This window comes from Vibrio sp., from assembly GCF_984391705.1.
In genome coordinates, this window is the sequence record NZ_CFHWOM010000003.1 from 194,331 (window position 1) to 218,918 (window position 24,588).

The window sequence follows — 24,588 nt, forward strand, 5'->3', positions numbered from 1 at the left end:
TTATTGTATGTTTCTCCGCCATTCAATTGTCACTGTCAAACTTTGACGTTTTTAGTAATAAAAACTTGTCACATGACATTTGGCAGGTAATAACGTTACTTCAATGTTTTGTAACCGGAATAGATACGGGTGAATGTGGTAAACCAGCAGGCAATACCAAAACTATACGCTATTAATGCAAAGTGTTGAGGCAAAAGACAAAACAGTACGAAGCAGGCAATAGTCTCAGTTCCTTCCGTTAAACCACTCATATAGTAAAGTGACTTGCTCTTGTATATTGGATTCTCTATACCGCGTTTGTTTGCCATTACGGCAAAGGCAAGGAAACTACTACCCGTTCCAATGAAAGAAAAAATTAAGAAGGCACTTGCAACTGCGTTTTCAGTCGGGTTAGCCAGAGCAAAACCAAACGGGATTAAGGAGTAAAATAGAAAATCCAAACTGATATCTAAAAAACCGCCGGCGTCTGTGATCCCTTGAATTCGTGCCAGAGCTCCGTCTAGTCCATCTGCGATGCGATTGATCGCGATAAAAACGAGCGCTAGCCAATAATGTTGGTAAATTAAAGCTGGTAATGCGAAGCAGCCTATTGCAAAACCAATCATAGTCACTTGGTCGGCAGTTATTCCAATATTATTACAGCGCGCCGCCATTACTTTTAGTGGCGTACGGATCAAGCGGATACTATATCTATCAAGCATGGGTGTGGGTCCATTCGAAATTTGCAATTTGACCAGTTTGTGGCACGTCACTTTGGTCATGTGTAACAAGCAGCGTGGGTATCTTAGCTTCTGATAACTGCTCAAAGACCCAGTTCCTAAACTGGATTCGAAGATCTTTATCGAGCTTGCTGAAAGGTTCATCGAGTAATACAGCAGAAGGGTTAGCTAATAGCATACGTATAAGGCTCACTCTAGCTCGCTGTCCGCCGGATATCTGACTTGGGTAGGAGTGGGCAATATTTTCTAATCCTATTCGCTTTAACGCTTGGTGAGCTCGCTCTTCGCGCTCGGCTTTTTTTATTGAGTTGGGTAGGGCGAAGGCTAGGTTCTGCCAAACGTTAAGGTGTGGGAATAGCAAGTCATCTTGAAACAATATACCAATGTTTCGCTTGTGAGCGGGCAACTCAGAGATAACCTCGTCGTTGAGTGTAATCGTTCCTTCGTAATTAAAATCATCACTATGATGCCCTGCAATAAAGTTTAACAAGGTGGATTTTCCACAACCGCTAGGACCCATAACAACGGTTACGGTATTTGATTCTACTTCCATATTAATTGGAGAAAACAGAGTTTCGCCTTCACGGTTATAGATGACGAGGTTTTCGAGACGAAGCGTCATTTGTTAGAGGTTCCTTAATAGGTAAGCGACGAGAGGCTTTGATGTTCAAAATACGCGGTAAGACAATAGCCAAAGAGAAGAAAACGAATGGCAATAAGGCCTGCCATAGCGCATAAATCGCGGTAACACGTCTGTCGAATCCACTCGAAAGCGCAACAGCTTCCGTTGTAATAGTCGCGATACGTCCCCCACCAAGTATTAATGTTGGCAAGTACTGAGCCAGACTTACACTGGCGCCAATTGCCCACGCATAGCAAATAGGTTGAAGTAGCAATTTCGCTTTGACGGTTAAAAACACATGTAACGGTGGCTTTCCTAAGCTTAGGGCGGCTTTTGTATAGTTGTTGTCGTAGCTTCGCCAAGGTCCATCAAGAGACAGATATACAAATGGAAAAGCGAAGAATACATGTGACCAAACTACCCACAAATAGTAACTGTCACTAGAGATATACAGCGTCACAATTTGTATTCCGAACAAGATAGAGAGCTGGGGAATTAGTATGGGTAAAGCGATGAGCGCTCCTGGCAGGTGGAGGCGATTTTTCACCCTGTACTCGTGTGCAAGTACGGCAAGCAATAAGGCGAATGTTGCAGAGGTAATTGCGATGAGCAAACTATGTGTGACTGTTGGCACAAAATTATCCCATTCCGTTGCCCAATATCGAAGGCTAAAACGTGATGGAATGAGATCAGGGTACTGCCAGCGTTGAGCTAATGACCAAATGACCATTATCGGTATTAGCATCAAGTTAATTAAAATGGTGGTTGCAAGAACTGTACGTCCAGGTAGTCCGAAACCAAAACGGCCAGAGTATTGCCATGTTGAGCAGTAACCTACGGAAAACTTCTCAATCCCGAAGACAGTAGCTAAAAGAGCTGCGGTTAGGCTAAATAAAATCATAGCTCCAGCAGCTGCGCGTGGAAGAAGGGTCAAATCAGGTTCAGAAAACCACTGCCATGTCAGTACAGCAAGAGTTGGTGGCGTCGTTGGACCAAGCACTAAAGCAAAATCAACAACGGAGGCTCCATAGGCAATAACAGCAAACAAAGGAAATCTCATTTTGTTGAGCCATTGAGGAAGAACAACTTTCCACCAAAATTCATTAGTGGAGTAGCCTAAGGAATTAGAAACTTTTTTCATTCTCCCAATATTCAGTTGATTAAGAATAGGGATGCTCATTAGGAGCAAGAATGGCAGCTCTTTAATCGCCAAAGCGATAGTCAGCCCTAGAGCATAGGGATCTTGGACGAACCAAGTTGCGCTGAAGTTGTTTAACTCGATATTTGCTAATGCCCCAATAATGCGGGTAGAAATACCAGTTGGTGAAAACAAAAAAGCAAAACCAATAGCGAACGCAACATGGGGGATTGCTAGGAGTGGCGACAGCAAGTTTTCAACGAATCGCCAGATTTTACTACTCCAAAAGCTTTGTAAAATGATAAAGGTTAAAAGCAACGCTAAATAAGTACTGATAAGCGAAGATAGAAGGGTTAACGTGGCCGACTTGGGTAAACCAGGCCAATGGATTGCTTGGAGGTAACCGGACAACGAGAAGTCATACAAACCAAGCGGTGGAATATAGCTAAAAGACGAGAGCATGACGCCTATGATTCCAGGGACAATTGGTATCACAACTAAGGCGATGAGTATTAAATATAGGGCTCTAAACATCAGGCTCTCGTGTATATAACGTTAACTAATTAGTTACCATAACGCTTTTGCCATTCCATCTCGATGGCAGTTTGCCAACTAGGGTGTGGCTCAGCTACAGACTTGAACAATTTAGTATTTTTAGCTGACCCATTAACGTACTGATTATCTAACACGGAAGGGTCACCCCAGATAGACAGATCTCCCTTTCTTGATTGAGCTTCTGGGCTTAGAAGGAAATTGATCGCTAACTGAGCACCTTCTGAAGCGTTCGCGTTCCAAGGTATTGCTAGAAAGTGAATGTTAGACAGCGCGCCAGTTTCCATAGCATAGGCTGCAGTAGTCTCTGCAAGCGTACCATTTGCTTGAGCTGAGAAAACAGCATTTGGATTGAAGGTGATAGCTAAATCAAGCTGACCATCGTCTAAAAGTTGGATTGTTTCTGCTGTTCCAGCTGGAAACTGTTTACCTTTTCGCCAAGCAACAGGGTGAAGCTCGTCAAGATATTTCCATAGTGACGCGGTTACTTGCTGAAATTCATTTGGATCAACGGGTTGACGAAGTGCATCGTCATTGTTTGTAAGCTCAATTAACAGCGCCTTAAGAAAGCTTGTACCATGAAATTCTGGCGGCTTGGGATAACTGATTCGGTTAGGATACGCTTTTGCATAGCTTAGTAACTCGCTAAATGAAGCTGGTGGGTTGTTTAACTTCTTCGTATCATGAATGAAAACCAGTTGCCCTACGCCCCAAGGTGCTTCTAATCCTTCGGTAGGCTCTGAGAAATCACTATCTACAGGAAGAGACTTATCGACATATTGCCAACTTGGCAACTGCTCAACAAATGGTCCGAAAAGAAGTTGGTTAGACTTCATCGATTTAAAGTTTTCACCATTTATCCAAACCATATCGACACTACCACCTTGGTTTTTACCCGCAGCCTTTTCTGCGATTAATCGAGTAGTGGTTTCTGCAATGTCGGTTACTTTTACATGTTTAAGAGTGACACCGTATTGCTGGTTTAACTGGTCGCCTGCCCAACGGATGTAGTTGTTAATTTCCTGGCTTCCTCCCCACGCATGAAAATAAACGGTTTGTCCTTTGGCTTTGTCAGTAATTTGCTGCCATGTGTCTGCTGCTAAGGCGGTCGTAGCAGTGAGGGCGGTGATTAATAATGTGATCAACCTTGTCATAACAATCCTTGAATATAGTGAAGTAGGTTTAGTTCTCATCCATAGACCGGAAGACCGTCTATATCTATTCATTATGACGGAAAAAATTCAGTTTTTTTATGTATTTGGCTGATTAATTGGTGAAAGAGTTACTTAGCCTAGGTTGAGGCATAAAAAAAGCAGCCTGTTGAGGCTGCTTTAATAAATGGCTTAAGGTTTAGTTTTTCCAGTCACTAAGCTTAAACGTTAGTGTATGAGTATCATTTTTCAGCTCAAGGCTATCTTTAGTTAGAGTCATATCACTCCAGTCAGAGAGCGTTTGGGAGAATGCTTGCTCTGTATCCATGATATCGCCGATACACATTTTCATGGTCATACCCATTTTCTCTACGCGAAATTGGTTATCTTTTAGCTCGCCTTGACCGAAAAAGTTATTACAGCCGGCATTACCATTAGCCATCATTTTTTCACCAATTTCTAGGCGAGGGGCTTGCTGGCGACCTTCAACAGTTACTGTTTTACCGTCAATACTTACAAGCTCCCAATTGTGGTGCTGTAGATCTTGAGCTGTAATTTGTTTCACATCGTCACCATTACTTGCACACGCCGTCATTACCAAAGGTAGGGAAATTGCGGCTAGCAGTGTTTTTGGACTAAGCTTCATAATAATCAACTCCAATATGTGAATTGTCACGCCGATACCTCGGCGAGGAATGGGGCTAGTATAGTTAATAAAACGGTGTTTTTGTCAGCTCAACGTCATAGTTTGGTGTGTATCACACAATGGAAGTCATTGATAAACATTCAATTATGCTTAACGTAAAGTAGAGTGTAAGTATATAGTCTGAGGTACAGCTTATGGAGCAGTTAGAGTTTTTTACCGTTCCTAGTCCCTGTGTTGGTATCTGCACTGTGGATGAAAAAGGGTACTGCAGAGGCTGTATGAGAAAGCGTGAGGAACGCTTTAAATGGTTAGAAATGACCCCAGCCCAGCAACTGCATGTCATTAAACTTTGTCGCCAGCGTTATCTGCGGAAAATCAGGCAAGGTAAAACCATCGACACAGAAGTTATTGATCCAGAAAACCCCCAACAAGATCTTTTTTAAATTCAATACTTTAATTAGTTAGCCATCTGGTCTATACCTACTAAACGTATTCTATATTTTATAGGTGTAGTATGGAGATACGAAAGAACGACTTAAATCCGTGTATTGGAGTGTGTCAGCTTGATCATTCCGGTTGCTGTCTTGGATGCGGGCGTACTCGAAACGAACGTTATTCTTGGAATCGACTCTCATTAAATGAGCAAAGAGAGATCCTACTTCGATTGCTTGAAGCTCAATCTCTCTTTATCAATAACAATAATGTGTGACGCTATTTTAGTCCCCAGCGATCACTGACCCATCCTCCAGCGTTTTCGTCGAAGTGGTTTCCTGAAAAGCGTTGGTTATGTTCGGCACTATTTTCATCTTCTGGACGAGTGTCAATTAGGTGTTGTATGTAGGTAGCCATAGGATCACCGCAACCGAGCCGCTCGCGTCTTGTTGCGACCTCTTTAATCAGTTGAAGACGGTATGAATTGCTAGCACGTTTCATTTGGTGATCCTCCTTGGTTATGACACTAATATGAAAAGTTAGAAGTACATTTCATGAACGTCAATGTGGAAAGAGGCCTTTTTAGAATTATTCTCTTATTTCGACCAGTATACTCACGTTTACATCCTATTTTTCTCACTCTAAGTGCCTAAAATAACGAATGTTTGACTATTAAACATGAATTTATCTTCACAAAAAATTCACATAACTTAATTAGTAGGGATCTTGAAGGTGGAAATGTGCTTAACAATACATAGCCTCATAAAGGCTATGTATTGAATAAGGCTATTTGGCGAAGTTGATTATAGGAAAGCAAGGTAAGAAACCATTGTCTGCACAGTTAATAATTCCGACTTGTACGCCTTCAATTTTGGCTGTTTTGTTAAAAATACCTACTTGAACGGTGGATTCATTCGACATGTTTACAGCGCCTACATCCACCATGGTGTCGCCTTCTGAGAAGTTTACAAAGCTAACATTTGCGCCTCGGACGTCGTTGGTGAGGTTTACGGCACCTAAATTGACGCCCGTCGTGAGCCCTTCATTCCAGTTTAAAAGCCCAAGAGAGGCCCCCGTCATTTCTTGGTTTACTTTCGAGGCGCCTAAGAATAAGCCAAAATTAACCCCGGTCGTTTTGTTTGTTTCAGACAATCCGATTACCGAAAAATCGACACCTTTAAGCGTATCAACTTTACCATGCAGGGCAGACAAACGGACGCCAGCGACATTGCTGTTATCCGGCGCGTTGAAATTATCAATAGAAGAAAACATGACCGGAGTGGCTGCGTTTACCATGGTCGAAGCAAACAACGTTGTTAGAGCGAAAGTTGCAATAGACTTTTTCATAGTGACTCCTAGAGAGCAGTGAAAACACAAAGTTTTAGAAAGAAAATCGTGGGAAATAACGATTTGGAATCGGAATTAAGTATAGGAAAGAAAAAGCCTCACTTATGAGAGGCTTTATAAAAGTGTTATTTTGATTCACATCTTTGTAGGTTGACTAGCTCATCTGCCATCAGCTGGCCACGGTTGTTTCGCATTTTTATTCTGTAGGTCAGGCCAACCTCTAAGTTGCTACGGATAGTTGGATTAGAGCAATAGGTACTAATACTTTGTTGCAGCACCTGAGCGGTCGGTTTTGCTCCCTTTGCATCTTGGTTATATACCATCATTAATTCAATGGTACTTCCCTTCGCGTTAGCACGCATTATAGACAGAGGGCCCGCTTCGAGAGGGAGCTCTGATGAGAGAAGTTGAGCTCTGTTATCCGCGAGGAGCTCTAAATGCTGCTGTTTCTGTGCAGAAGAAGAACAACCTGATAAGGCGAGAACTAGTGAGCAAAAAGCGCCTACTTTGAGTCCTTTATTCATGATTAAAATACTTTCTTAAACGGCTTAACAATGACACTTTCATAGACACCTGCCGTAATATACGGATCATCATCAGCCCAAGCTTTAGCTTGCTCAAGAGAGTCAAACTCAGCGATGACTGTGGAGCCGGTAAAACCAGCTTCTCCAGGGTTGTCTGAATCGATAGCAGGCATTGGTCCAGCAGTGAGTAAGCGTCCTTCATTTTGCAAGATTTGCAGACGTTCTAGGTGAGCAGGACGTACGCTAAGGCGTTTCTCTAGAGAATCTTCAACATCTTTCGAAAAGATAACATACCACATGACACAATATCCTTATTTTATAACTCGAGAAATTAGCTTATTACTTTACTGCAATGCACTCATTTTAAAAGCGTTATAGCAGAGTTTTTGTGAAATATAACGTTAACTTGTTTTAATGGGACGTGGTTTGCCATTGCTATCAATTGCTACATAGTTGAATGTGGCTTCACAAACCTGGTATCGAGATTGTATACCGTTTTCTGTCACTGGTTTAACCCATACTTCTAAGTTGATGGACATGGAAGTTCGGCCGATTTTTGTACACTCACCATAGCAACAAACAACGTCTCCGACACGGACGGGCTTTTTAAACGTAATACTGGATACAGAGACGGTAACTATGCGGCCGGATGAGATCTCTTTCGCCAATATTCCGCCTGCTAAATCGAGTTGAGACATTATCCAACCGCCAAAAATGTCACCGTTAGCGTTAGTATCGGCAGGCATAGCGAGGGTACGAAGGAGCATTTGGCCTCTTGGGGCGCAATTATCTTGGTTCATTTTGACATCCACACAAACAAAATAGCGACTGGCTGGTCACTTAAATACTCAAATTGAGAAAAATTTTCGCGATTGTAACAAAGTTAGTGAGTAAGTCGCTAGCTTGCGAAGGAGATGCGTCATTAAGCACCCTGGTGTCCAGTTGTTCACAAGGCTAGCCAGCGAGTGAGGCATCGACTCTTTGTAATACGCCCGGTAAGCATCTGGAGGTTTTAGACACGCAAATCGGGCTTATACCATTAACTGGATGAAAGTGTCGCGTTTTCTGTTTATGAGCCCTAAGCCAATACAGATAACTATATAGACAAAGGGCATTATTAAAGTGGGTTGTGCTTTCCTTGATCAGTTATAGAGGTGTCGCTTTAAGTCCTCTAGATAGCCTTCATTTCTTAAGTTATCTACAGCTAGCTTTAACTCTTCATCACTCATAGCAAAGCAGCTTGATTTGCCAGTCATAACGTTAAGGTATTGGTGGTATTCAATTTCCGTAAAGTGTCCCAAGCGGTCTACTAACAGGCTTTTGATTCCGTGGTGAATGAATCGGTAATATGTGTGACGATGAACTTCCATAGTCAACCCCTTACTACTGACAAAGTCGAAACTTTGCCGTTTTGAACCTATGCTTTAATCAAGCATATTTGATGCCACTAAATTGCCGAGAAAGGGGGCTTATAGCCACTGTGATTAATGAGGTTAGGTTCATTTTGCAAAATGAATTCATCAAATTGAGAATTATGGTGTTCAAATTGGCAAATTTTAAGCTGGCTCTTTAACTTTGAAAGATTTGCTAAGGATGTTGTCTAACGCTTGTTTGGATGCAGGCTTAGACAATCTACCATCCATCAGCTTACTCATTCTAATGATATCTTGCTCAGCCGTTTCACCCGACAGCGCGATAATTGGAATGGTCGGATAAGAGCGCTTAATAATACTCGCAGCTTCGAACCCATCCATTACGGGCATTTGAATATCCATGAATATCAGATCGATAGGATTACTATGGATTATTTCAATTGCTACTTTACCATTGTTGGCCAGTACCACATCGTACCCCAATTGTTCGAGATACAGTTTTACTAAGGCGCGCTGAACTTCTTTATCATCCACAACCAGTATTAACTTAGAGTCTCGACCTTGCTGAGCCATTGGTTGGTAAAACGGAGTTGTTGTCGCCGAAGACTTTGGCGGCACAGATTCGGGCTCGATGGCGCTCAAAGCGATATTGCTAAGCGGAAACGATAGAGTAAATTCGGTGTATTGACCGTATTCTGAGTGGCAGCGAATAGCCCCTCCAAAAGATTTCATTACACGTTGACAATAGCCTAGGCCTAAGCCACTGCCACCACTTTTGTTATGGCTAAAGAAATCGTCAAAGATTCGACTCAATAAGTCAGTTGGTATGCCCGGTCCAAAATCTCGAATTGTTATAGTATTTTCGTAATCATTACCCCCGGTTTGAATTTCTACCTTACTGTCAGGGAAAGAATCAAAATAGTAGATTGCGTTGCGGAGTATGTTAAACATAACGAAGTTGAACAAGGTCTCGTTAATCTTGGCGATAAAGTTATGGTGGATAGACACGCTTACTTTATTTGCATCTTTATTAGTGTCGAATCCATATAAGGCAACGGCATTTTCAATAGCAGTTTTGATAGAAGTCGGTTCAACTGGCTCTTGATCGAGAGAGGAGCTATTGACCTCGCGTAAAATAATATCAATCAGCTGGCGACCTCGTGTAATTGCGCTGCGCCCTTGTTCGACATGGATATAGAGTTCACTCGGGCTCGCGTTTTCACTCAGTTTCTGATTTAGGCACTCGAATTCCAATTGTACTTGGGCTAGCGGGTTGCGCATCTCGTGAGCGATGGAGTTTGCCAGTGCTTGGGCTTGACGAAGTCGTTGATCGTAGTTGATATGAACTTGTGCTTTTTTTAATACCCTTGATAGTGCCATTATCTCTTCATAAGAAAAGTTGTGCCCATCAGGCTTATGACTTGAAACGAGGACATGAGAGAGTTTGTTTTTTGACTCATATAAGGGCAACACTAGCGCATAGTTAGTTTCATGCATACGAGTGTGCAAGTCTGATAACTCTCTTGTATTGGTTTGCTCTAATTCAGCTTCTAGCTCGTCGATAACTAGGGGGGCGGTATGAGTCTCAAAATAACGGCGATAGATACCGGCTCCTTGGTAGTCATCCAGTAATTTTAGCTTGTCACTCGGGACACCGAGATAAGTGGCCAATTGGGTCACAGCTTGTGCAGGCGATTGCTGAAATTGCTCTTCCAAACGCATGATTTTGTCGGTGGGAGAGAGCATGGAACCATACATTATACAGTTAGCAACTCGCTTCGATTTTCTGTACAGATATGGCCAAGTACTTCCTATAAAAATCGTAGTTAGGAAAAGGGAGGTCGTCGTTAGCTCGAGATAATCACTCATAAATACGAGCCCAGTGGAGTAGCAAAGACCGGCTAGCGTGGCTGCGATAGACACCGTGAAGATATGCCTAAAACTATAAAATCGAGATGCTAAAATAGCGTAGCCCATAAATAGCATTTCACTTACTGACAGAGCTGGGGGAAGCCAGGTAAGTGAGAAGTCTTGGAAAAAGTAAGTAAATCCAAGTTGGATGACAGCTGTTGAGCACATGAAAATGGTCATGCCTAAAATCATGTAGTTGACGCGAGTCCGACGTATGCGACTTTCGTTACCGCGAATAGAGAAAAGGTTAATGAAAGTAAGTACAACTAGGATCGCTAAGCCTAAAAAGAATGGCTTTGTGTATTCACCAAAATCAAGTACGAATTGGCTTGGCGCTATGATGGTAGCCCCACGCACGGTCATTCCCGGAATCAGGTTCCATAGCAAGCAGACAACGAACGTTGAAATAGCCAGCATGCGTTGGATTAGCAGAGGTTTTGTTTTCGTATAATAGCACTTGAGTTTGACGGTAAACTGATAGGCTGAAGCGAAGGCGAATAATGCCGAAACATTGGCAATAATTGCCATTATCACCGCCGTTTTCTCACCTAATTCAACTAAGTACCCAGTATGGAAGTAGGCATTACTCAAGATCCAGACGAACAGACCCCATGTATATGTTATATAGTAGCCGTATGACTTAACGCTTTTGGTGCCAAAACGTTTGTTCAATGAGTAACAAAAGAATCCAGCCCAAACAAACACTAAAAGTGCTGTAAGTAGCAGCACAATCGCCTTCGGGTAAAGGATATGTGAGGCAATGGAACTAAGCATGGTTAAGCTCATTTTGACGTGTCTTTTTAATCTGTGAAAAGGTTTGTTGTTTATAGTTTTTGTAGTCAGTGGATGTTAGCGCATCGTGGAGCTTAGGAACAACCCAAACACCTTTATACGTTGGATTCGACGAACCTGCTAAAGTGCAATATCCAAATTGGCAATAAGATCCCAATGATAATGATTCATAGTATTTAATCATTAGTGGTTGCTCGACAACGACGAATGCAAGCGATATCTCAAACTCAAAGAGATGCTTCATTAGGCGCTTCTGAGCTAAGAACAAGTAGAACATTTTTTGCGAGTGGGTCCCGCTCACGGTTAGTCGTATAACTTCACAGCATTTATCTGCGTTAGAAAGATGTCGCCATAGATATTTATCAAATTGGCCTGGTTCGCAATTCGTTAGGCTGATAGATGGCGATAGTAATCCTAATTCGGTTAAATAAGAGAGATGCTGAGAGTTGGTCATTGTTTTCCAATTGTTATTTTGGAAAAACGCAGAAAAATATAGCCAATCTTCCGACGTATCTGCATAACTAACTCTTGCACTTGAAACGATGAATGGGTGTTCTACTTCTGGACTACTAAATGTAAGAAGAAAATGTGCGCCTGATTTAGAGAGGTTGATATGCTGCAATATCTCATACCACTCTTGTTCAAGGACGAGGGTTGAGAGGTTTATGAGTGCAATGGCATCTTGAATAGACATGGCTTGAGAAGAGTGCAGAGTCCGGTATTTCCTCTCAACATCTTTGATATCTAGAATAAAATCATCTTGGTAGCTCGATTCACTAACTGGCAGCGTTATTTGTGCTTGGTAATATGAACCATCTGCACCTTGTTCTGGATAGTTCAAATGGATTTGCCAAATTTGAAAGTGAGCCCATGCTTCGGCCCAATGTGAGAACAGATCCAAAACACGTAACTCAATCTGATACCACTCCAGAGGCCAGTCACAACTTCGTTTTCTACAGCTAGATTTATAAAGGGCAGAGGAGAGTACGCTTGAAATGGCGTCTAGGCGCATAGTTGGCCTATCCGCATAGATCTTTTCTAGGCGGTCAGAAAGGCAACGACTAAAAAACTCGTTTGCTCCTTGACCGAATTGTTTATCTATCTCTTTAAAAAGCGCAACACGGCGCTGAGCTTCATCAACAAGAATGAAATCTGCGTACTCGGTTCTAGCCATCACGTTAGTTATTTATGTTTATTATTTGCAGTTATTATCATTTTGCCATCAACAATACGCAAACAATTTTATAGCAAATAAACACATCTATCATTAACTTAGTGTCAAAGTTGTACATTAGTAGACTTTCAAAGTTTCTATCTATTGGTATTTCATTCTGTATAATGGCGAGTCCGTTTCTGATGGTGGCCACTTATGAACGAATTGATCCAATATACTAATGCCAATAAACAGGCTTTCCGAGTAATCACAGCGCTCCAAGGAGATCGCAGCATCTCTGAAATTTATGAGGCTAAGCATAAGCTCGAAAAGATTGGCGAAGAAAGCAAAGAAAAGTTGAGTCACGTTTATATTGAGTATCTTGACGCAATTCTTAGCTATAGGGAGGATCGTTTCCAGCAGGCTTTGGGGCAGTTCGAGCAGCTTCTTGAAGCGATTAAACAACCCGATGAGTGGGCATTGTACCCGCACATATGCGTCTACATAGGAACAATACAGGCTCAACGCGGCCAATACTTGATCTCTCAACACTTCTTTACTCAAGCAGAAGCAACATTTGACGCTGCGGAGCCAAGAACATTAACTTTCCTCAACGTTAATTTATCTGGAATCTCGCTACAGTTGAAAGAGTGGAGAAAAGCTCTTGAATACAGCGTAAAAGCGTTGGAGCAATCTAATGCCCAAGATTACGATAGTGCCTACTCGATGGCTTTACTAAACGCTTCACTTGCTTCTACGATGCTGGGAAGTTTGGACGATGCGGAAAATTATTTACAGCAATGTGAGTGCTATTGTGATCAGCGGAACTTGCGTCATGCAAAAGCGTATTACGCTTTGTACCTCGCGGTGTGGTATCAGTACAAACAAGATGTTGTATCTGCTCAGCAGTCTTATAAAGATGCCTTTGCCTCATTAAAGGGGCTAACTGATCCGTTACTCCATGTGGAGTTCTTTCATTTCTACGGACAGTTTTTATACCAAATTGGCCAGTATCCTCAAGCATTAGAATTCCTGTCTCAGGTTTTCAGTAGCAAAGCGTTGTCGGAAAACCCTAGAGAAAAACTATCGTTATATCGTATTGCGGTAAAGTGTTACCAGAAGGTGGGAGATCTCGATAACGAAGTAAAGTATCTGCGGCGCATTACGTCGCTTCAAGATGACGTCATCGAAATGCGTAGGGCGCAAGAGTTAGAGCATTTACGGCGAGTCTCTAAGGTTCATGAAGAGTCGTTGGCAAGTCAGCAATCGTTGCTTATTCAAGATAGGCTATCGGTGTTAAATGAACTCGGGCAGATGCTAAACAACGGAGATGTCGAGCATCAAAAACTCGCAAGCATCTTTGACTCCCTAGAGGACTTACTGCCCATTTCTGCATTCTCTCTCGCTTACTACGATGCTGAGAGCAATGAGCTTAATTATCAGTATGTACTTGAAAATGGCTACTTTCATTCGCCTTATAAGGTGAAATGTGACGCCGTCTCGCACATTGGTGTTTATAGTGCGATACACAAAAAAACGGTTCGACTAAATACCAGCTCGCCTCAGGAAATTTCACTGTATTTAGAATCAGCGAGGGTGCCGGATGATGTGAGGTGCGGCTCCATTGGTGAAGAATGGCAAGGGGCTTCAGTGATCTTTGTTCCAGTGATCTATCAATCTCAGCTGTTAGCTGTCATGGGAGTCCAGTCAAATCAGTGCCACGAGTATTCAATTACCCATGAAAAAGTCGTCGAGCAACTCGCTAGTTACGTTGCGGTTGCTATCAGCCACCACAATCAGAAGAAAGAACTGGCGAGCCACAACCAGTTTTTGGAACAGATTTATCATACCGATCACTTAACAGGCTTAAAGAATCGTTACGGTTTTTTCTCTTGGATAGCTGACCGCGTCAATGCCGCTAAAGCGCCAAATGGGGTCATACTAGTGTCTATGGATGGATTAAAACGCTTTAATCGTCGGTTTAGTAGAGAGCAAGGGGATGACTCGCTAGTCGAAACTGCTAGCTTAATCCAGCAACATATTTCGTCAGAGCTCTTAGTGTTTCGGTATCAGTCTGACGTGTTTTTAGTAAGTGGGCAGTTTGAGTCAAATCAATACCTAGAAACGCTCGCTGTCACTCTGCAGTCGATGATTAAGGAGTATTTTAATATTACTTACGCTGATAGTAATACGTTATCAAGTACAGTGGGTGTATGTCAGTTAGATGAACAAATGTGTCGAAATGGGTACGAGTCGAGAGTCTCAGAGCTAGAGAGTGCTCTCTACCGAGTAAAAGCGCAAAGCAGTGATGGCGTGTTTGTGCTTAATAGTTAATCATATGATGCTAACCTCATGATTTAATGAATAAAGAAAAATAGCCTGGTTGAGAAAAAGGTTAATTTGGAGTTTTATATCAATAAATCTATCAATTTAGGCTAATGTTTTGATTGGGAAGGCTTTATTTGTCATATTTCACTATGAAATAGTGGCCTAAGTGAGCGTATTTACTACGGTTTTTTGTTCAAATAATGAACATTTAAGAAAAAAGTTGGCGAAAATCATAAGCTTGGCATACACTTTCCAAAGTAAGGCCGATATGTTGTTGATTGGCTTGACGAAAGTTTTGGTGTCACCTTTGGGTGGCAAGGTTTGAACACAGCTTTGAGGAAAGTTTTATGGCGCTCACAAAGGCCGATTTGGCTGAGAACCTGTTTGAGAAGCATGGATTCAGTAAACGGGATGCCAAGGAAACGGTTGAGGCGTTTTTCGAAGAGATTCGTAAAGCACTAGAAGGCGGAGAACAGGTTAAATTGTCTGGCTTCGGTAATTTCGATCTTCGAGATAAAAATGAACGTCCAGGTCGAAACCCTAAAACAGGGGAAGACATTCCTATCAGTGCTAGACGCGTAGTTACCTTCCGTCCAGGTCAAAAACTGAAAGCCCGTGTAGAAAATATTTCAGTTGATGATTAATGCTTAGCACTACTTACTAGGCTTTAATTTAGCTGCTAAGCACAGCGTGTTTGAGCAGTAGAAAAACACCCAAGCAGTGCTTGGGTGTTTTTATATCTACCGTTAGTCCCTTTTCCACAAAATGTGGCAGAACTTGTGATCTGGGTCGCGACTAACAAGAAGGCGGGCGTAAACTTCATCGAGAACATCATTCTCTTCATTGACTAGTCCAACTCGAACTTCTGCGTAGACTTCTTTATCTACTTCGAAGCCAACGTGGCCAGCCCAATCGTCACTCGTTTCTACTAATTCAGCAGCACCACGTTCTTCAAATTGCGCAGTGAAAATAATGACATCAGCAGCTTCTAAGTTGTCAGGAGCCATCTCTAAGAAGATGTCGTACGCAGTATCGATGGCATCATCGTAAGAGATCAATTCAGCCATAATTATGCGCGGCTCATATACTTGCGTTCTGCCGTATTAACAATAATACGGTCACCAGTCGCGATGTATTCAGGAACTTGTACCGTTAGACCTGTAGGCAAGCGTGCAGGCTTAGTACGCGCTGATGCCGAGGCACCTTTAATTGAAGGATCAGTTTCTTCAATAGTAAGCTCAACCGTTGCTGGCAGCTCAATACCAACCGCGTTACCGTTTACTAGGATAATGTGCAGGCCTTGAATGTCTTCAGTGATGAAAAGCAGCTCATCTTCGATTTCATCTTTTTTGAAAGTGAACTGAGTGTAATCTTCATTATCCATAAAGATATACTCATCGCCATCTACGTAAGAGAACGCAGCTGCGCGCTTGAACATATCAACAGTTTCAACAACGTCGTCAGACTTAAAGCGCTCATCAACGCGTGCGCCAGTGTTTAGATCAGTACAACGTAGCTTGTAGATTTTAGCTCCGCCACGACCACCAGGAGTTGTTACTTCGATATCTTTGATTAATAGTGTTTTGCCATTTGATTCAATAGCAAAGCCTTTTTTAAGCTCACTTGCCTTAGGCATGAACGTTTTCCTTTGTATGGTGTTGAATCACTGCATTATATACCTAGCCAGTTACAGAAGGAATATCTTGATTCATAACTCGCTGTAGGCGAACATTAGTAGATTACTTGGAAGCAATTAACGAATTAAATGTATCTCTCGACGATTGACCCTCAAACGCCATTTCAAACACCCTACCAACCTGCGATTAAAGACCTAGTCGGCTTTGTTACTGGTGGGCTGGGGGAGAATCTGCACAGCATTTACCTTTACGGAAGTGTGGCGAGGCGAACTGCCAAGCCGGGCCAGTCAAATCTTGATGTGATTATCGTGACTCACAAGTCGTTTGCTGAGACGAAAACGGCACTGCTGAATTCCATCAAGTGGCGTTTTCAGAAAAGTTATCCATTTATATCGGAGGTAAGCTTTAAGTCTGCGTTGGTGAGCGAAGTGGTAAGTCTTGAAAGCATCTTTTCATGGGGCTTTCAGCTGCGTCATTGCGCGGTGTGTATCCACGGTGAAAACCTTGCAGAGTGTTTTGGCGATTACGAGCCTAGCTGGGAAATTGCCAAGCATTGGAATATGGATGTGGAAGACTGGGTAGCCGTTTATCGCAACCGAATCGCTCGTGCGGACAAAGAAGCAGACTTAATTAAATCTCAGAAAATCATCGCTAAGAAACTCCTTCGAGCCAGCTATTCTCTGATAATGTACCGCGACAAAAAGTGGTATGACGATCCGATAGAGTGCGGGCAACAGTTCCTTCGCTACTTTCCTGAGAAACAGGTAGAGATCGAACGTTTGGGGATCTTACTGTCGGGCCGGTTGATTGCGAAACGATCAGTGATTGGAATCTTGGATGGATTTGGTGATTGGTTAGCCAACCAGTATAAGAAAACTGAGTTCAGAATCGGTTAAGTGTAAGTTTTGCCTTATTTTTGATATATCTGTAACTAATTGTGCTAGCTTTAATAGAGGAGAAAGTTTCCTCTAGAGAGGTACATTTCAGTGCAGGAACACTCAAATAACTATCAAGTCAATATAGGTTCCGTAACTAGCACATTTCGCCGTTATTTCTTTCCTTCATTACAAGCTATTCGAGAGGGTATGCTATGGCTCATACCCTGCCTAATGATCTCGTCGTTTGCGCTTTTCTTTGCCAGTATTGGTGAGTTTATTGCAGGTCACCGTTATCCGTGGATAGATCTGCTTTATCAGCTGCATGATGCTATCGCTGAGTTTTTTCCTTATCTGATGACATCCACAATCTCTTATGTGTTAGCAATGCAATGGAAGCTACCCCGTCCTCCTATCGCTCTTTTGATGATTACCTACTTGGTTACCGTAAGCTATTTTCTGCCTGCTGATAACACGGTTCTCACCTTTCATATCATCATAGCGATAACTACGCCGTTATACGCGGTCCCGTTGTTAGCGTATTTGATGAAGATTGATGCGCTAAAGCTGACTAAGACAGACTCGGCGGGGCAAATTGTTAAGGAGTCATTGAACTTAGTATTGCCTGCCGTCCTAATATCTTTTTTGGTGTTGGCTGTTAATTACGGTGTGGTGATGACGCTTGTAAATGTCGAGTTTGTTTCGCTCTTGTCTGTTGACTACGCCAATGACCCTACATTATTTGGAGTGACGTTTGCAGCACTCAATTCAACGCTTTGGTTTATGGGCGTGCATGGCTATTACGCGTTGTTGCCATTGGTTGAGCTTCTTCAGGAAGCGAGTAATCTCAACTATTCGACAATGCTAGCTGGAGGGGCCGCTCAATATCACATGAACTTGTCATTCATGGGCTCTTTCGTTTTTATCGGTGGTAGCGGCGCGACTTTCTCATTAGTGGTTGCACTTTTGTTGTTTGCTAAACAGCGTAACTTTAAGTTGATTGCGTTAGCGAGTATCCCTATTGGGATTCTAAACATTAATGAAATCTTGCTCTTTGGCTTACCCATTATCTTTAATCCGCGATTGTTTTTGCCGTTTTTTATTGTTCCAATCACTAATGTATTGGTTAGCATGGTGGCGGTTTCTTTTGGTTTGGTGGATTCACCGTCGGTTTCTGTTCCGTTCAATAGCCCGATTTTTCTGAATGCTTGGATGGCAACAGATGGGGATATTAACGCCATTATTCTTCAATTGATAAACATCGTCATTGGTGTACTGATTTATCTACCTGCGGTTAATTCTATGAGCAATAGTATTGAGCGGTCGGGCATCCGCTTATCGGCGTTTGACACCACATATACTCGTCGTCAAGAAGAAGCCAAAACCTTGATGGATGACCCCATTGCTCAAGCTGCGCAGCGTGAAAAGGCAACAACTCAAGTAGAGCAAGAGTTAGAACAGATTGGGCAACGAGATTTTTGTCTTGAGTATCAGCCCCAAGTGTCTTCAACGACTGGTAAAACAGTGGGGTGTGAAGCATTAATTCGTTCTGTTGATTCCAATGGTGAACTCAAATACCCCAACACGTTTCTACCTTGGTTGGAAGAAGCGAATCTGATGAAAGATGTCGATATTTGGGTGTTCAAGCAAGTTGTTAGAGATATTGCCGATATGCATTCAAAAGGTATCTATCTTGCGGTCAGTATCAACGTGACGGCGGAAACATTGATAGATGAAAATTACTTAAATCAACTTGAGAAGATTATTGCGCCTTGCGCTCGCTTTATTCACATCGAAATCACGGAAGAAACATTACTCGCCGATGAAAAAGTACTAACTCTGGTGTTCAATCGATTACGCCGACTAGGGGCAAAAATCCATATTGATGATTTCGGGACAGGTTATTCATCATTGAGCTATTTAAACAAGTTTGATGTGGATGTGTTGAAGGTTGACCGCTCATTTGTATTAGCCTTGGCAAGTGAGAAAGGGCGTAAAGTGTTCTCTAGCATTATGTCTACTGCCGAGCTACTTGAGTTGGAAGTGATTGTTGAAGGTGTTGAAACTGAAGAGCAACTATTATTCATTCCTAAGCAAGAAGGTATTGCGATTCAAGGCTGGTATTACGCAAAGTCATTACCTATCGATAAACTAATGGATTACGTACTAAAATAGGCCTAGTTGGGGCTCACTCAATGAAGCAAAATCTAAGCCTATAAATGGAAGTATTGCGTCGGCGACAGGCTTAAGTTGTTTGTCGATGTAGTGTTGATAATCAATCGTGCTTTTCAAATATTCTTTGGGCTCGGGCCCTGAAAGGGTGATGAGATATTCGATACGACCTTTGTTTTGATATTGAAGTGGTCGCCCAAGTTGCATATTGATCTCATCAGCGAGTCTAGCGGCTCTGACTTGCGGCGGGACGTTTTTCTGGTATTCGTGCAGTTTACGACGAAGGCGCTTTTGGTAGACGAGTTCACTATCAAATTGACCGGATAGGGTGGCTTCAACAATTTCTCGTACATAGTTACTCGGGTTTTCACCGTGGAAAATCATAGAATAAAGGTTAGTTTGGAATCTCTGCGCCAAAGGTGTCCAATCTGTACGAGCACTTTCCAGTCCCTTGAAAACAATCTTCTCTTGGTCGCCTTCCCCTATAAGACCAGCGTAACGTTTCTTTGACCCTGTTTCCTGGCCTCGAATAGTCGGCATGAGAAAACGGCGGTAGTGAGTCTCATATTCTAATTCCAGAATCGACGTTAAGTTATACTCACTTTTTAAATGAGCTTCCCACCATTCATTGATATGCTCGACTAACGCTTGACCAATTTTATCGGCTTCTTGCTGAGAGTATGATCCATTTAAAGAGACAAAGGTTGAATCCGTATCACCGTATATGACTTGATAGCCTCTGTCTTCTATCAGCTTCTTGGTCTGTTTCATGATTTCATGGCCACGCATTGTAATGCTGGAGGCCAAGCGGGTATCAAAAAATCGGCACCCAGAAGATCCCAGGACGCCATAAAATGAGTTCATGATGATTTTTATCGCTTGCGAAAAGGCTTGCTCATTGTTTTTCTTTGCCACATCGCGAGCTGCCCAAAGGTCTTCGATCATTTTGGGTAAGAAGTGTTTGTTACGGTGAAACTGCCCACCTCGAAAACCAGGGACGGCTTGTTGGTCACCTTTACCTAGCGTTAAATGTAAACCTTCAATTAACCCCATAGGATCGATAAGAAAAGATCGAATGATCGATGGATAAAGACTCTTGAAATCGAGCACCAAGACAGAGTCATAGAGATTGGGTATCGAGTCCATTACGTAGCCACCAGGGCTTGCTATCCAGTTCTCGGGGTGAAGGTTGGGCGCTACATATCCGGCGCGGTGAATCTGTGGCAGATATAAGTTAGTAAAAGCAGCAACAGAGCCACCTACACGATCTAGCTCGACACCAGTCAATTTTGAACGTTCGATAGCGAAGTCTAGTAAGTGAGTATGGGCAAAAATCTTGTTAACAAGAACGCAATCTTGCAGGTTATATTTCGCTAGAGAGGGCTTATCATTCTTGAACATATGGTTAATTTCATCCATACGGTCATGAACATTGTGTATTTGCTTGCCTTCGCCGAGTAACTCTTGAGATACAGACTCCAGAGACCAACTTCTAAAGTGATAAGTAGCGGTTTTGAGTGTGTCGATACCATCTAAAACGACACGGCCCGGAATAGAGATAAAGCCCTGCTGGGTCGTCTTAGAGGATCTGAAGTAACTGGATTGTTGGCCTCGACCTAGCGCCAATTTGACTTGATTCCATTCTGCCCGCTTATGTAACAAACGGAAATCGAAATCGATGACGTTCCAGCCTACGATCACGTCTGGATCGTAGTCTTGAAACCAACGGACCATAGCTTGCAGTAGCTCTTTTTCGTCTTTAACCCACTGGATGGAAGTTTCCGATGGTTGAGGTGGGCCTATCATAATCACGCGGCTGTCCATTGGACTATCTAAGCCAATAGAATAAAGGATGCCTTTCTCTGAACATTCAATATCTAATGAGACTACTTTTAATTCGGGTGTGTAATTGGCTTGTCGAACCTTAGTTTGAGTGACTCGCTGGGTCTGGTTTCTCTTAGTGATTAAGCCTGTATATTCGAGGCTACCTTTGATGAATCTTTCCATTAGGTAGCGATCAGCCAACCTAATATCATCCTCTAGTACCAGTAAATCTTGTTGCTTTAATGCTTGGGCTAAGCTTTGGCTCGCTTTAATTGTTCGTGTATAGCACGCGACTAATGGCTCGCCAGAGAAGCTTTTCAGAGGGAGCTGATTGATCGTCGCGTCGATTGAAGACTTGGAAATAATGGTTTGAATTAACTCAACGTCGCTGTGCTTAGCGAAAAAAACGGGCTTTTCACCGTCAATGATAAGTTGGACAGGGCCATTGTCTGTCGCGAGCCATAACTCGATTTGAGTTGACTCGGAAACATCTCGGGCTTGGCGAGTTAGTAGAAAACCTTGGTATATCGTCATTATTTCACTGCTAAATAAAAAACGAAGCATAGGCGTTGCTTCGTTACGATAGGTTAGCACAGCTAAATGGTGCAGTCGTCTGCAACTGTTATCGTGGGATTTATAGATGAGCAAAAACAAAGTAACAAGTCGGTTGCAACGAAATCCTGAAACATCTTCTATCCTTGTTGAATATTCGCGCTAACGCATTGATAGAAAGAGTATTTATTGAATTAATCTGCAGTTATTAAAATAAGTACTTGCTAAAGTTTGCGTTTCGGCACATATTCAGATTAAGTAAATTTTCGAATTTGCGCTAAAATGCAACCATCCTGTTCTTTTCGTGTTGAGAAGTAGCAGAACAGAACAAAAAGTGTGGAGATACAAGTTTGATAAGTGTTTTCCTTGTAGATGATCACGAGCTGGTTCGCACAGGGATACGACGTATTATTGAAGACGTCCGTGGAATGAACGTAGCAGGGGAAGCTGAAAGCGGTGAAGATGCTGCAAAGTGGTGTCGTACTAACAATACTGACGTTATTTTGATGGATATGAATATGCCTGGTATTGGTGGCTTAGAAGCAACCAAGAAGATTTTGCGCTTTAACCCAGACATTAAAATCATCGTTTTAACTGTTCATACGGAAAATCCGTTTCCAACTAAAGTGATGCAGGCCGGTGCAGCCGGATACCTGACTAAAGGTGCAGGGCCAGATGAAATGGTCAATGCAATACGAGTGGTTAATAGCGGCCAACGCTATATTTCACCCGAAATCGCGCAACAGATGGCTCTTAGCCAATTTTCTCCAGCATCGGAAAATCCTTTTGCCGATCTATCTGAGCGTGAATTGCAGATCATGATGATGATTACCAAAGGGCAAAAAGTGACAGACATATCTGAGCAACTGAATTTGAGCCCTAAAACGGTAAACAGCTATCGTTATAGATTATTCAATAAACTCGACATCTCTGGTGATGTAGAGCTAACCCATCTTGCCATCCGCCATGGAATGTTAGATACCGAGACATTGTAGTGACATCTTCATTTGACTCGGTTTCGTTCCTTAAAACAGTAACGAATCAGCCCGGTGTTTATCGTATGTATAACACTGAGGCTGTCGTTATCTACGTTGGCAAAGCCAAAGACCTCAAAAAGCGCCTCTCTAGCTACTTTCGCAAAAAGGTAGATAGTGAGAAGACTCGCGCATTAGTCAGCAATATCGCCAAGATTGATGTCACAGTGACTCATACTGAGACAGAAGCGCTGATCTTGGAGCACAACTACATTAAGCAATATTTGCCTAAGTACAACGTGCTACTGCGCGACGATAAGTCCTACCCGTATATTTTCATCAGTGGTCATAAGCACCCAAGATTGTCGATGCATCGTGGCGCCAAAAAGCGTAAAGGCGAGTACTTTGGGCCTTATCCCGACTCTGGTGCGGTAAGAGAAACACTGCATCTTATTCAGAAAATCTTTCCTGTACGTCAATGTGAAGATACCGTTTATAGCAATCGGACTCGACCATGTTTGATGTACCAAATTGGGCGATGTTCAGCTCCTTGTGTAAGCAGTGTGATTGGGGATGAGGAGTACGCAGAGTTAGTCGGATTAGTTCGCTTGTTTCTTCAAGGTAAAGATCAGCAAGTGTTGGAATCGCTGGTGGAAAAGATGGAAGAGGCGAGTAGGACACTCAAATTTGAACAGGCGGCTAAATACCGTGACCAGATCCAGGCGATCAGGCGGGTACAAGAACAACAATTCGTCTCGGAAGATTCTATGGACGATATGGATGTGCTTGGCTTTGCGCAAGAAAACGGTATTGCATGTATTCATATCTTGATGATCCGCCAAGGCAAAGTGTTAGGAAGCCGTAGTCATTTTCCTAAGATCCCAAATGACACGACGCGTGAAGAGGTTTTCTATAGCTTCTTGAGCCAGTATTATTTGAGTCATAATGAAGCCCGGACTATCCCTACTCGCATAATTCTCAACCAAGGGTTGGTTGAGGAACAAGAGTCACTTCAACAGGCCTTAACTTCAATTGCTGGGCGTAAAGTTCATTTTCATCTCGAGCCAACAGGAACACGTGGTCGTTACCTGAAGCTATCTAACACTAATGCACTGACGGCAATTACGACCAAAATTAATCATAAAATGACGATTTCTCAACGCTTCAAAGAGTTAAGGGAAGTGTTAGCGATGGATACTATTTCACGTATGGAGTGTTTCGATATATCCCATACTATGGGCGAAAGCACCATCGCATCGTGTGTTGTGTTTAATCATGAAGGGCCCGTAAAACAAGAGTACCGTCGTTACAATATCACTGGGATAACGGGTGGCGATGATTATGCTGCGATGGGGCAAGCATTAGAGCGTCGCTATTCAAAGCAACTTGATGTGGAAAAAATCCCCGACATCATTTTTATCGATGGTGGTAAAGGACAACTGAATCGCGCACACGATATTATTTCCAACTATTGGTTAGATTGGCCTAAACGCCCGAGGTTGATCGGCATAGCAAAAGGGGTAACACGTAAACCGGGTTTGGAAACTTTGATTACGACAGATGGCGAAGAATTTAATTTACCGAGTGATGCACCAGCACTGCATTTGATGCAACACATCCGTGATGAAAGCCACAATCATGCAATAGCTGGTCATAGAGCCAAACGAGGAAAAACCCGTAGAACCAGTGCGTTAGAAGGGATTGAAGGGGTCGGTCCCAAACGTCGTCAGGCTCTTCTTAAATATATGGGCGGTTTACAAGAACTTAAGCGTGCAAGCGTTGAAGAAATCGCCAAAGTGCCTGGGATTAGCCATTCTTTGGCAGAAAACATTTATCAAGCATTGAAACAATAGTAAAAATCCCGCA

General features: G+C 42.6%; 24 protein-coding genes. 8 read left to right on the top strand and 16 right to left on the bottom strand.

The genetic code is table 11. The features are described 5' to 3' along the window. Positions 1 to 95 precede the first annotated feature (95 nt). From AC4MRV_RS04425 to AC4MRV_RS04445, 5 genes are all read right to left on the bottom strand, one after another. Positions 96 to 701 carry a CDP-alcohol phosphatidyltransferase family protein gene (locus tag AC4MRV_RS04425; protein WP_491186208.1) on the bottom strand — a complete coding sequence of 202 codons (606 nt, stop codon included), beginning with the start codon at positions 699 to 701 and terminating at the stop codon, positions 96 to 98. Then, positions 694 to 1,341: an ATP-binding cassette domain-containing protein gene (locus AC4MRV_RS04430; protein WP_491186209.1), complete on the bottom strand. Its 648-nt coding sequence runs from the start codon at positions 1,339 to 1,341 to the stop codon at positions 694 to 696. Before AC4MRV_RS04430 ends, AC4MRV_RS04425 begins: the two co-directional genes overlap by 8 nt. Beyond that, entirely contained in the window at positions 1,307 to 3,013 is a 1,707-nt protein-coding gene (locus AC4MRV_RS04435) for an ABC transporter permease (RefSeq protein ID WP_491186210.1), read from the bottom strand. The genes AC4MRV_RS04430 and AC4MRV_RS04435 overlap by 35 nt, the downstream gene beginning before the upstream one ends. Positions 3,014 to 3,042: 29 nt before the next feature. Further along, a complete protein-coding gene (locus AC4MRV_RS04440; protein ID WP_491186211.1) occupies positions 3,043 to 4,185 on the bottom strand; it encodes an ABC transporter substrate-binding protein in 1,143 nt (380 codons plus the stop codon). 196 nt (positions 4,186 to 4,381) lie between these two features. Continuing rightward, positions 4,382 to 4,828, bottom strand: coding sequence for an META domain-containing protein (locus tag AC4MRV_RS04445; protein WP_491186212.1), 447 nt, complete (start codon positions 4,826 to 4,828; stop codon positions 4,382 to 4,384). Positions 4,829 to 5,022: 194 nt separating this feature from the next. Here AC4MRV_RS04445 and AC4MRV_RS04450 point away from each other — a divergent pair, with 194 nt between their 5' ends. Both AC4MRV_RS04450 and AC4MRV_RS04455 read left to right on the top strand, forming a co-directional pair. Next, positions 5,023 to 5,271 carry a DUF1289 domain-containing protein gene (locus tag AC4MRV_RS04450; protein ID WP_491186213.1) on the top strand — a complete coding sequence of 83 codons (249 nt, stop codon included), beginning with the start codon at positions 5,023 to 5,025 and terminating at the stop codon, positions 5,269 to 5,271. Between the two features lie 71 nt (positions 5,272 to 5,342). Further along, positions 5,343 to 5,537 carry a DUF1289 domain-containing protein gene (locus AC4MRV_RS04455; protein WP_491186214.1) on the top strand — a complete coding sequence of 65 codons (195 nt, stop codon included), beginning with the start codon at positions 5,343 to 5,345 and terminating at the stop codon, positions 5,535 to 5,537. A gap of 2 nt (positions 5,538 to 5,539) precedes the next feature. Here the strand turns inward: AC4MRV_RS04455 and AC4MRV_RS04460 are convergent, their stop codons facing one another. The 8 genes from AC4MRV_RS04460 to AC4MRV_RS04495 form a co-directional block, all read right to left on the bottom strand. Further along, complete coding sequence (locus tag AC4MRV_RS04460; RefSeq protein ID WP_491186215.1) at positions 5,540 to 5,761, bottom strand: hypothetical protein; 222 nt, start codon at positions 5,759 to 5,761, stop codon at positions 5,540 to 5,542. Between the two features lie 285 nt (positions 5,762 to 6,046). After that, a complete protein-coding gene (locus AC4MRV_RS04465) occupies positions 6,047 to 6,607 on the bottom strand; it encodes a VC2662 family protein (protein ID WP_491186216.1) in 561 nt (186 codons plus the stop codon). 125 nt (positions 6,608 to 6,732) lie between these two features. Next, a complete protein-coding gene (locus tag AC4MRV_RS04470; RefSeq protein WP_491186217.1) occupies positions 6,733 to 7,131 on the bottom strand; it encodes a GspS/AspS pilotin family protein in 399 nt (132 codons plus the stop codon). A gap of 2 nt (positions 7,132 to 7,133) precedes the next feature. Continuing rightward, positions 7,134 to 7,430, bottom strand: coding sequence for a YciI family protein (locus AC4MRV_RS04475; protein WP_491186218.1), 297 nt, complete (start codon positions 7,428 to 7,430; stop codon positions 7,134 to 7,136). A gap of 102 nt (positions 7,431 to 7,532) precedes the next feature. Continuing rightward, positions 7,533 to 7,931, bottom strand: coding sequence for an acyl-CoA thioester hydrolase YciA (gene yciA, locus AC4MRV_RS04480; RefSeq protein ID WP_491186219.1), 399 nt, complete (start codon positions 7,929 to 7,931; stop codon positions 7,533 to 7,535). 342 nt (positions 7,932 to 8,273) lie between these two features. Next, positions 8,274 to 8,501: a hypothetical protein gene (locus AC4MRV_RS04485; protein WP_491186220.1), complete on the bottom strand. Its 228-nt coding sequence runs from the start codon at positions 8,499 to 8,501 to the stop codon at positions 8,274 to 8,276. A gap of 186 nt (positions 8,502 to 8,687) precedes the next feature. Next, positions 8,688 to 11,189 (bottom strand): response regulator, encoded by a 2,502-nt coding sequence (locus AC4MRV_RS04490; protein ID WP_491186221.1) that lies wholly within the window; start codon positions 11,187 to 11,189, stop codon positions 8,688 to 8,690. Next, positions 11,182 to 12,381, bottom strand: a complete 1,200-nt coding sequence (locus AC4MRV_RS04495) for an acyl-homoserine-lactone synthase (RefSeq protein WP_491186238.1) — start codon at positions 12,379 to 12,381, stop codon at positions 11,182 to 11,184. Before AC4MRV_RS04495 ends, AC4MRV_RS04490 begins: the two co-directional genes overlap by 8 nt. 195 nt (positions 12,382 to 12,576) lie before the next feature. Here AC4MRV_RS04495 and AC4MRV_RS04500 point away from each other — a divergent pair, with 195 nt between their 5' ends. Beyond that, complete coding sequence (locus AC4MRV_RS04500; protein ID WP_491186222.1) at positions 12,577 to 14,694, top strand: diguanylate cyclase domain-containing protein; 2,118 nt, start codon at positions 12,577 to 12,579, stop codon at positions 14,692 to 14,694. Between the two features lie 341 nt (positions 14,695 to 15,035). Continuing rightward, positions 15,036 to 15,332: an integration host factor subunit alpha gene (gene ihfA / locus AC4MRV_RS04505; protein WP_008072733.1), complete on the top strand. Its 297-nt coding sequence runs from the start codon at positions 15,036 to 15,038 to the stop codon at positions 15,330 to 15,332. A 102-nt stretch (positions 15,333 to 15,434) separates the two neighbouring features. Here the strand turns inward: ihfA and AC4MRV_RS04510 are convergent, their stop codons facing one another. Together AC4MRV_RS04510 and yeiP are read right to left on the bottom strand one after the other, a co-directional pair. Continuing rightward, positions 15,435 to 15,755, bottom strand: a complete 321-nt coding sequence (locus tag AC4MRV_RS04510; RefSeq protein ID WP_491186223.1) for an HI1450 family dsDNA-mimic protein — start codon at positions 15,753 to 15,755, stop codon at positions 15,435 to 15,437. A gap of 2 nt (positions 15,756 to 15,757) precedes the next feature. After that, positions 15,758 to 16,324 carry an elongation factor P-like protein YeiP gene (gene yeiP / locus AC4MRV_RS04515; RefSeq protein WP_491186224.1) on the bottom strand — a complete coding sequence of 189 codons (567 nt, stop codon included), beginning with the start codon at positions 16,322 to 16,324 and terminating at the stop codon, positions 15,758 to 15,760. 129 nt (positions 16,325 to 16,453) lie between these two features. Between yeiP and AC4MRV_RS04520 the strand changes: the two genes are divergently transcribed. Both AC4MRV_RS04520 and AC4MRV_RS04525 read left to right on the top strand, forming a co-directional pair. Next, a complete protein-coding gene (locus tag AC4MRV_RS04520) occupies positions 16,454 to 17,221 on the top strand; it encodes a nucleotidyltransferase domain-containing protein (RefSeq protein WP_491186225.1) in 768 nt (255 codons plus the stop codon). Between the two features lie 189 nt (positions 17,222 to 17,410). Beyond that, positions 17,411 to 19,375 carry a PTS sugar transporter subunit IIC/EAL domain-containing protein gene (locus AC4MRV_RS04525; protein ID WP_491186226.1) on the top strand — a complete coding sequence of 655 codons (1,965 nt, stop codon included), beginning with the start codon at positions 17,411 to 17,413 and terminating at the stop codon, positions 19,373 to 19,375. On the opposite strand, the gene AC4MRV_RS04530 is transcribed toward AC4MRV_RS04525, so the two are convergent. Next, positions 19,367 to 21,730 carry a DNA polymerase II gene (locus AC4MRV_RS04530; RefSeq protein WP_491186227.1) on the bottom strand — a complete coding sequence of 788 codons (2,364 nt, stop codon included), beginning with the start codon at positions 21,728 to 21,730 and terminating at the stop codon, positions 19,367 to 19,369. The two genes, AC4MRV_RS04525 and AC4MRV_RS04530, sit on opposite strands and share 9 nt — an antisense overlap. A 368-nt stretch (positions 21,731 to 22,098) precedes the next feature. Here AC4MRV_RS04530 and uvrY point away from each other — a divergent pair, with 368 nt between their 5' ends. Both uvrY and uvrC read left to right on the top strand, forming a co-directional pair. Continuing rightward, a complete protein-coding gene (gene uvrY / locus AC4MRV_RS04535; protein WP_491186228.1) occupies positions 22,099 to 22,743 on the top strand; it encodes a UvrY/SirA/GacA family response regulator transcription factor in 645 nt (214 codons plus the stop codon). Next, on the top strand, positions 22,743 to 24,575 hold the full coding sequence (gene uvrC, locus AC4MRV_RS04540; RefSeq protein WP_491186229.1) for an excinuclease ABC subunit UvrC: 1,833 nt from the start codon (positions 22,743 to 22,745) through the stop codon (positions 24,573 to 24,575). The genes uvrY and uvrC overlap by 1 nt, the downstream gene beginning before the upstream one ends. Positions 24,576 to 24,588 lie beyond the last annotated feature (13 nt).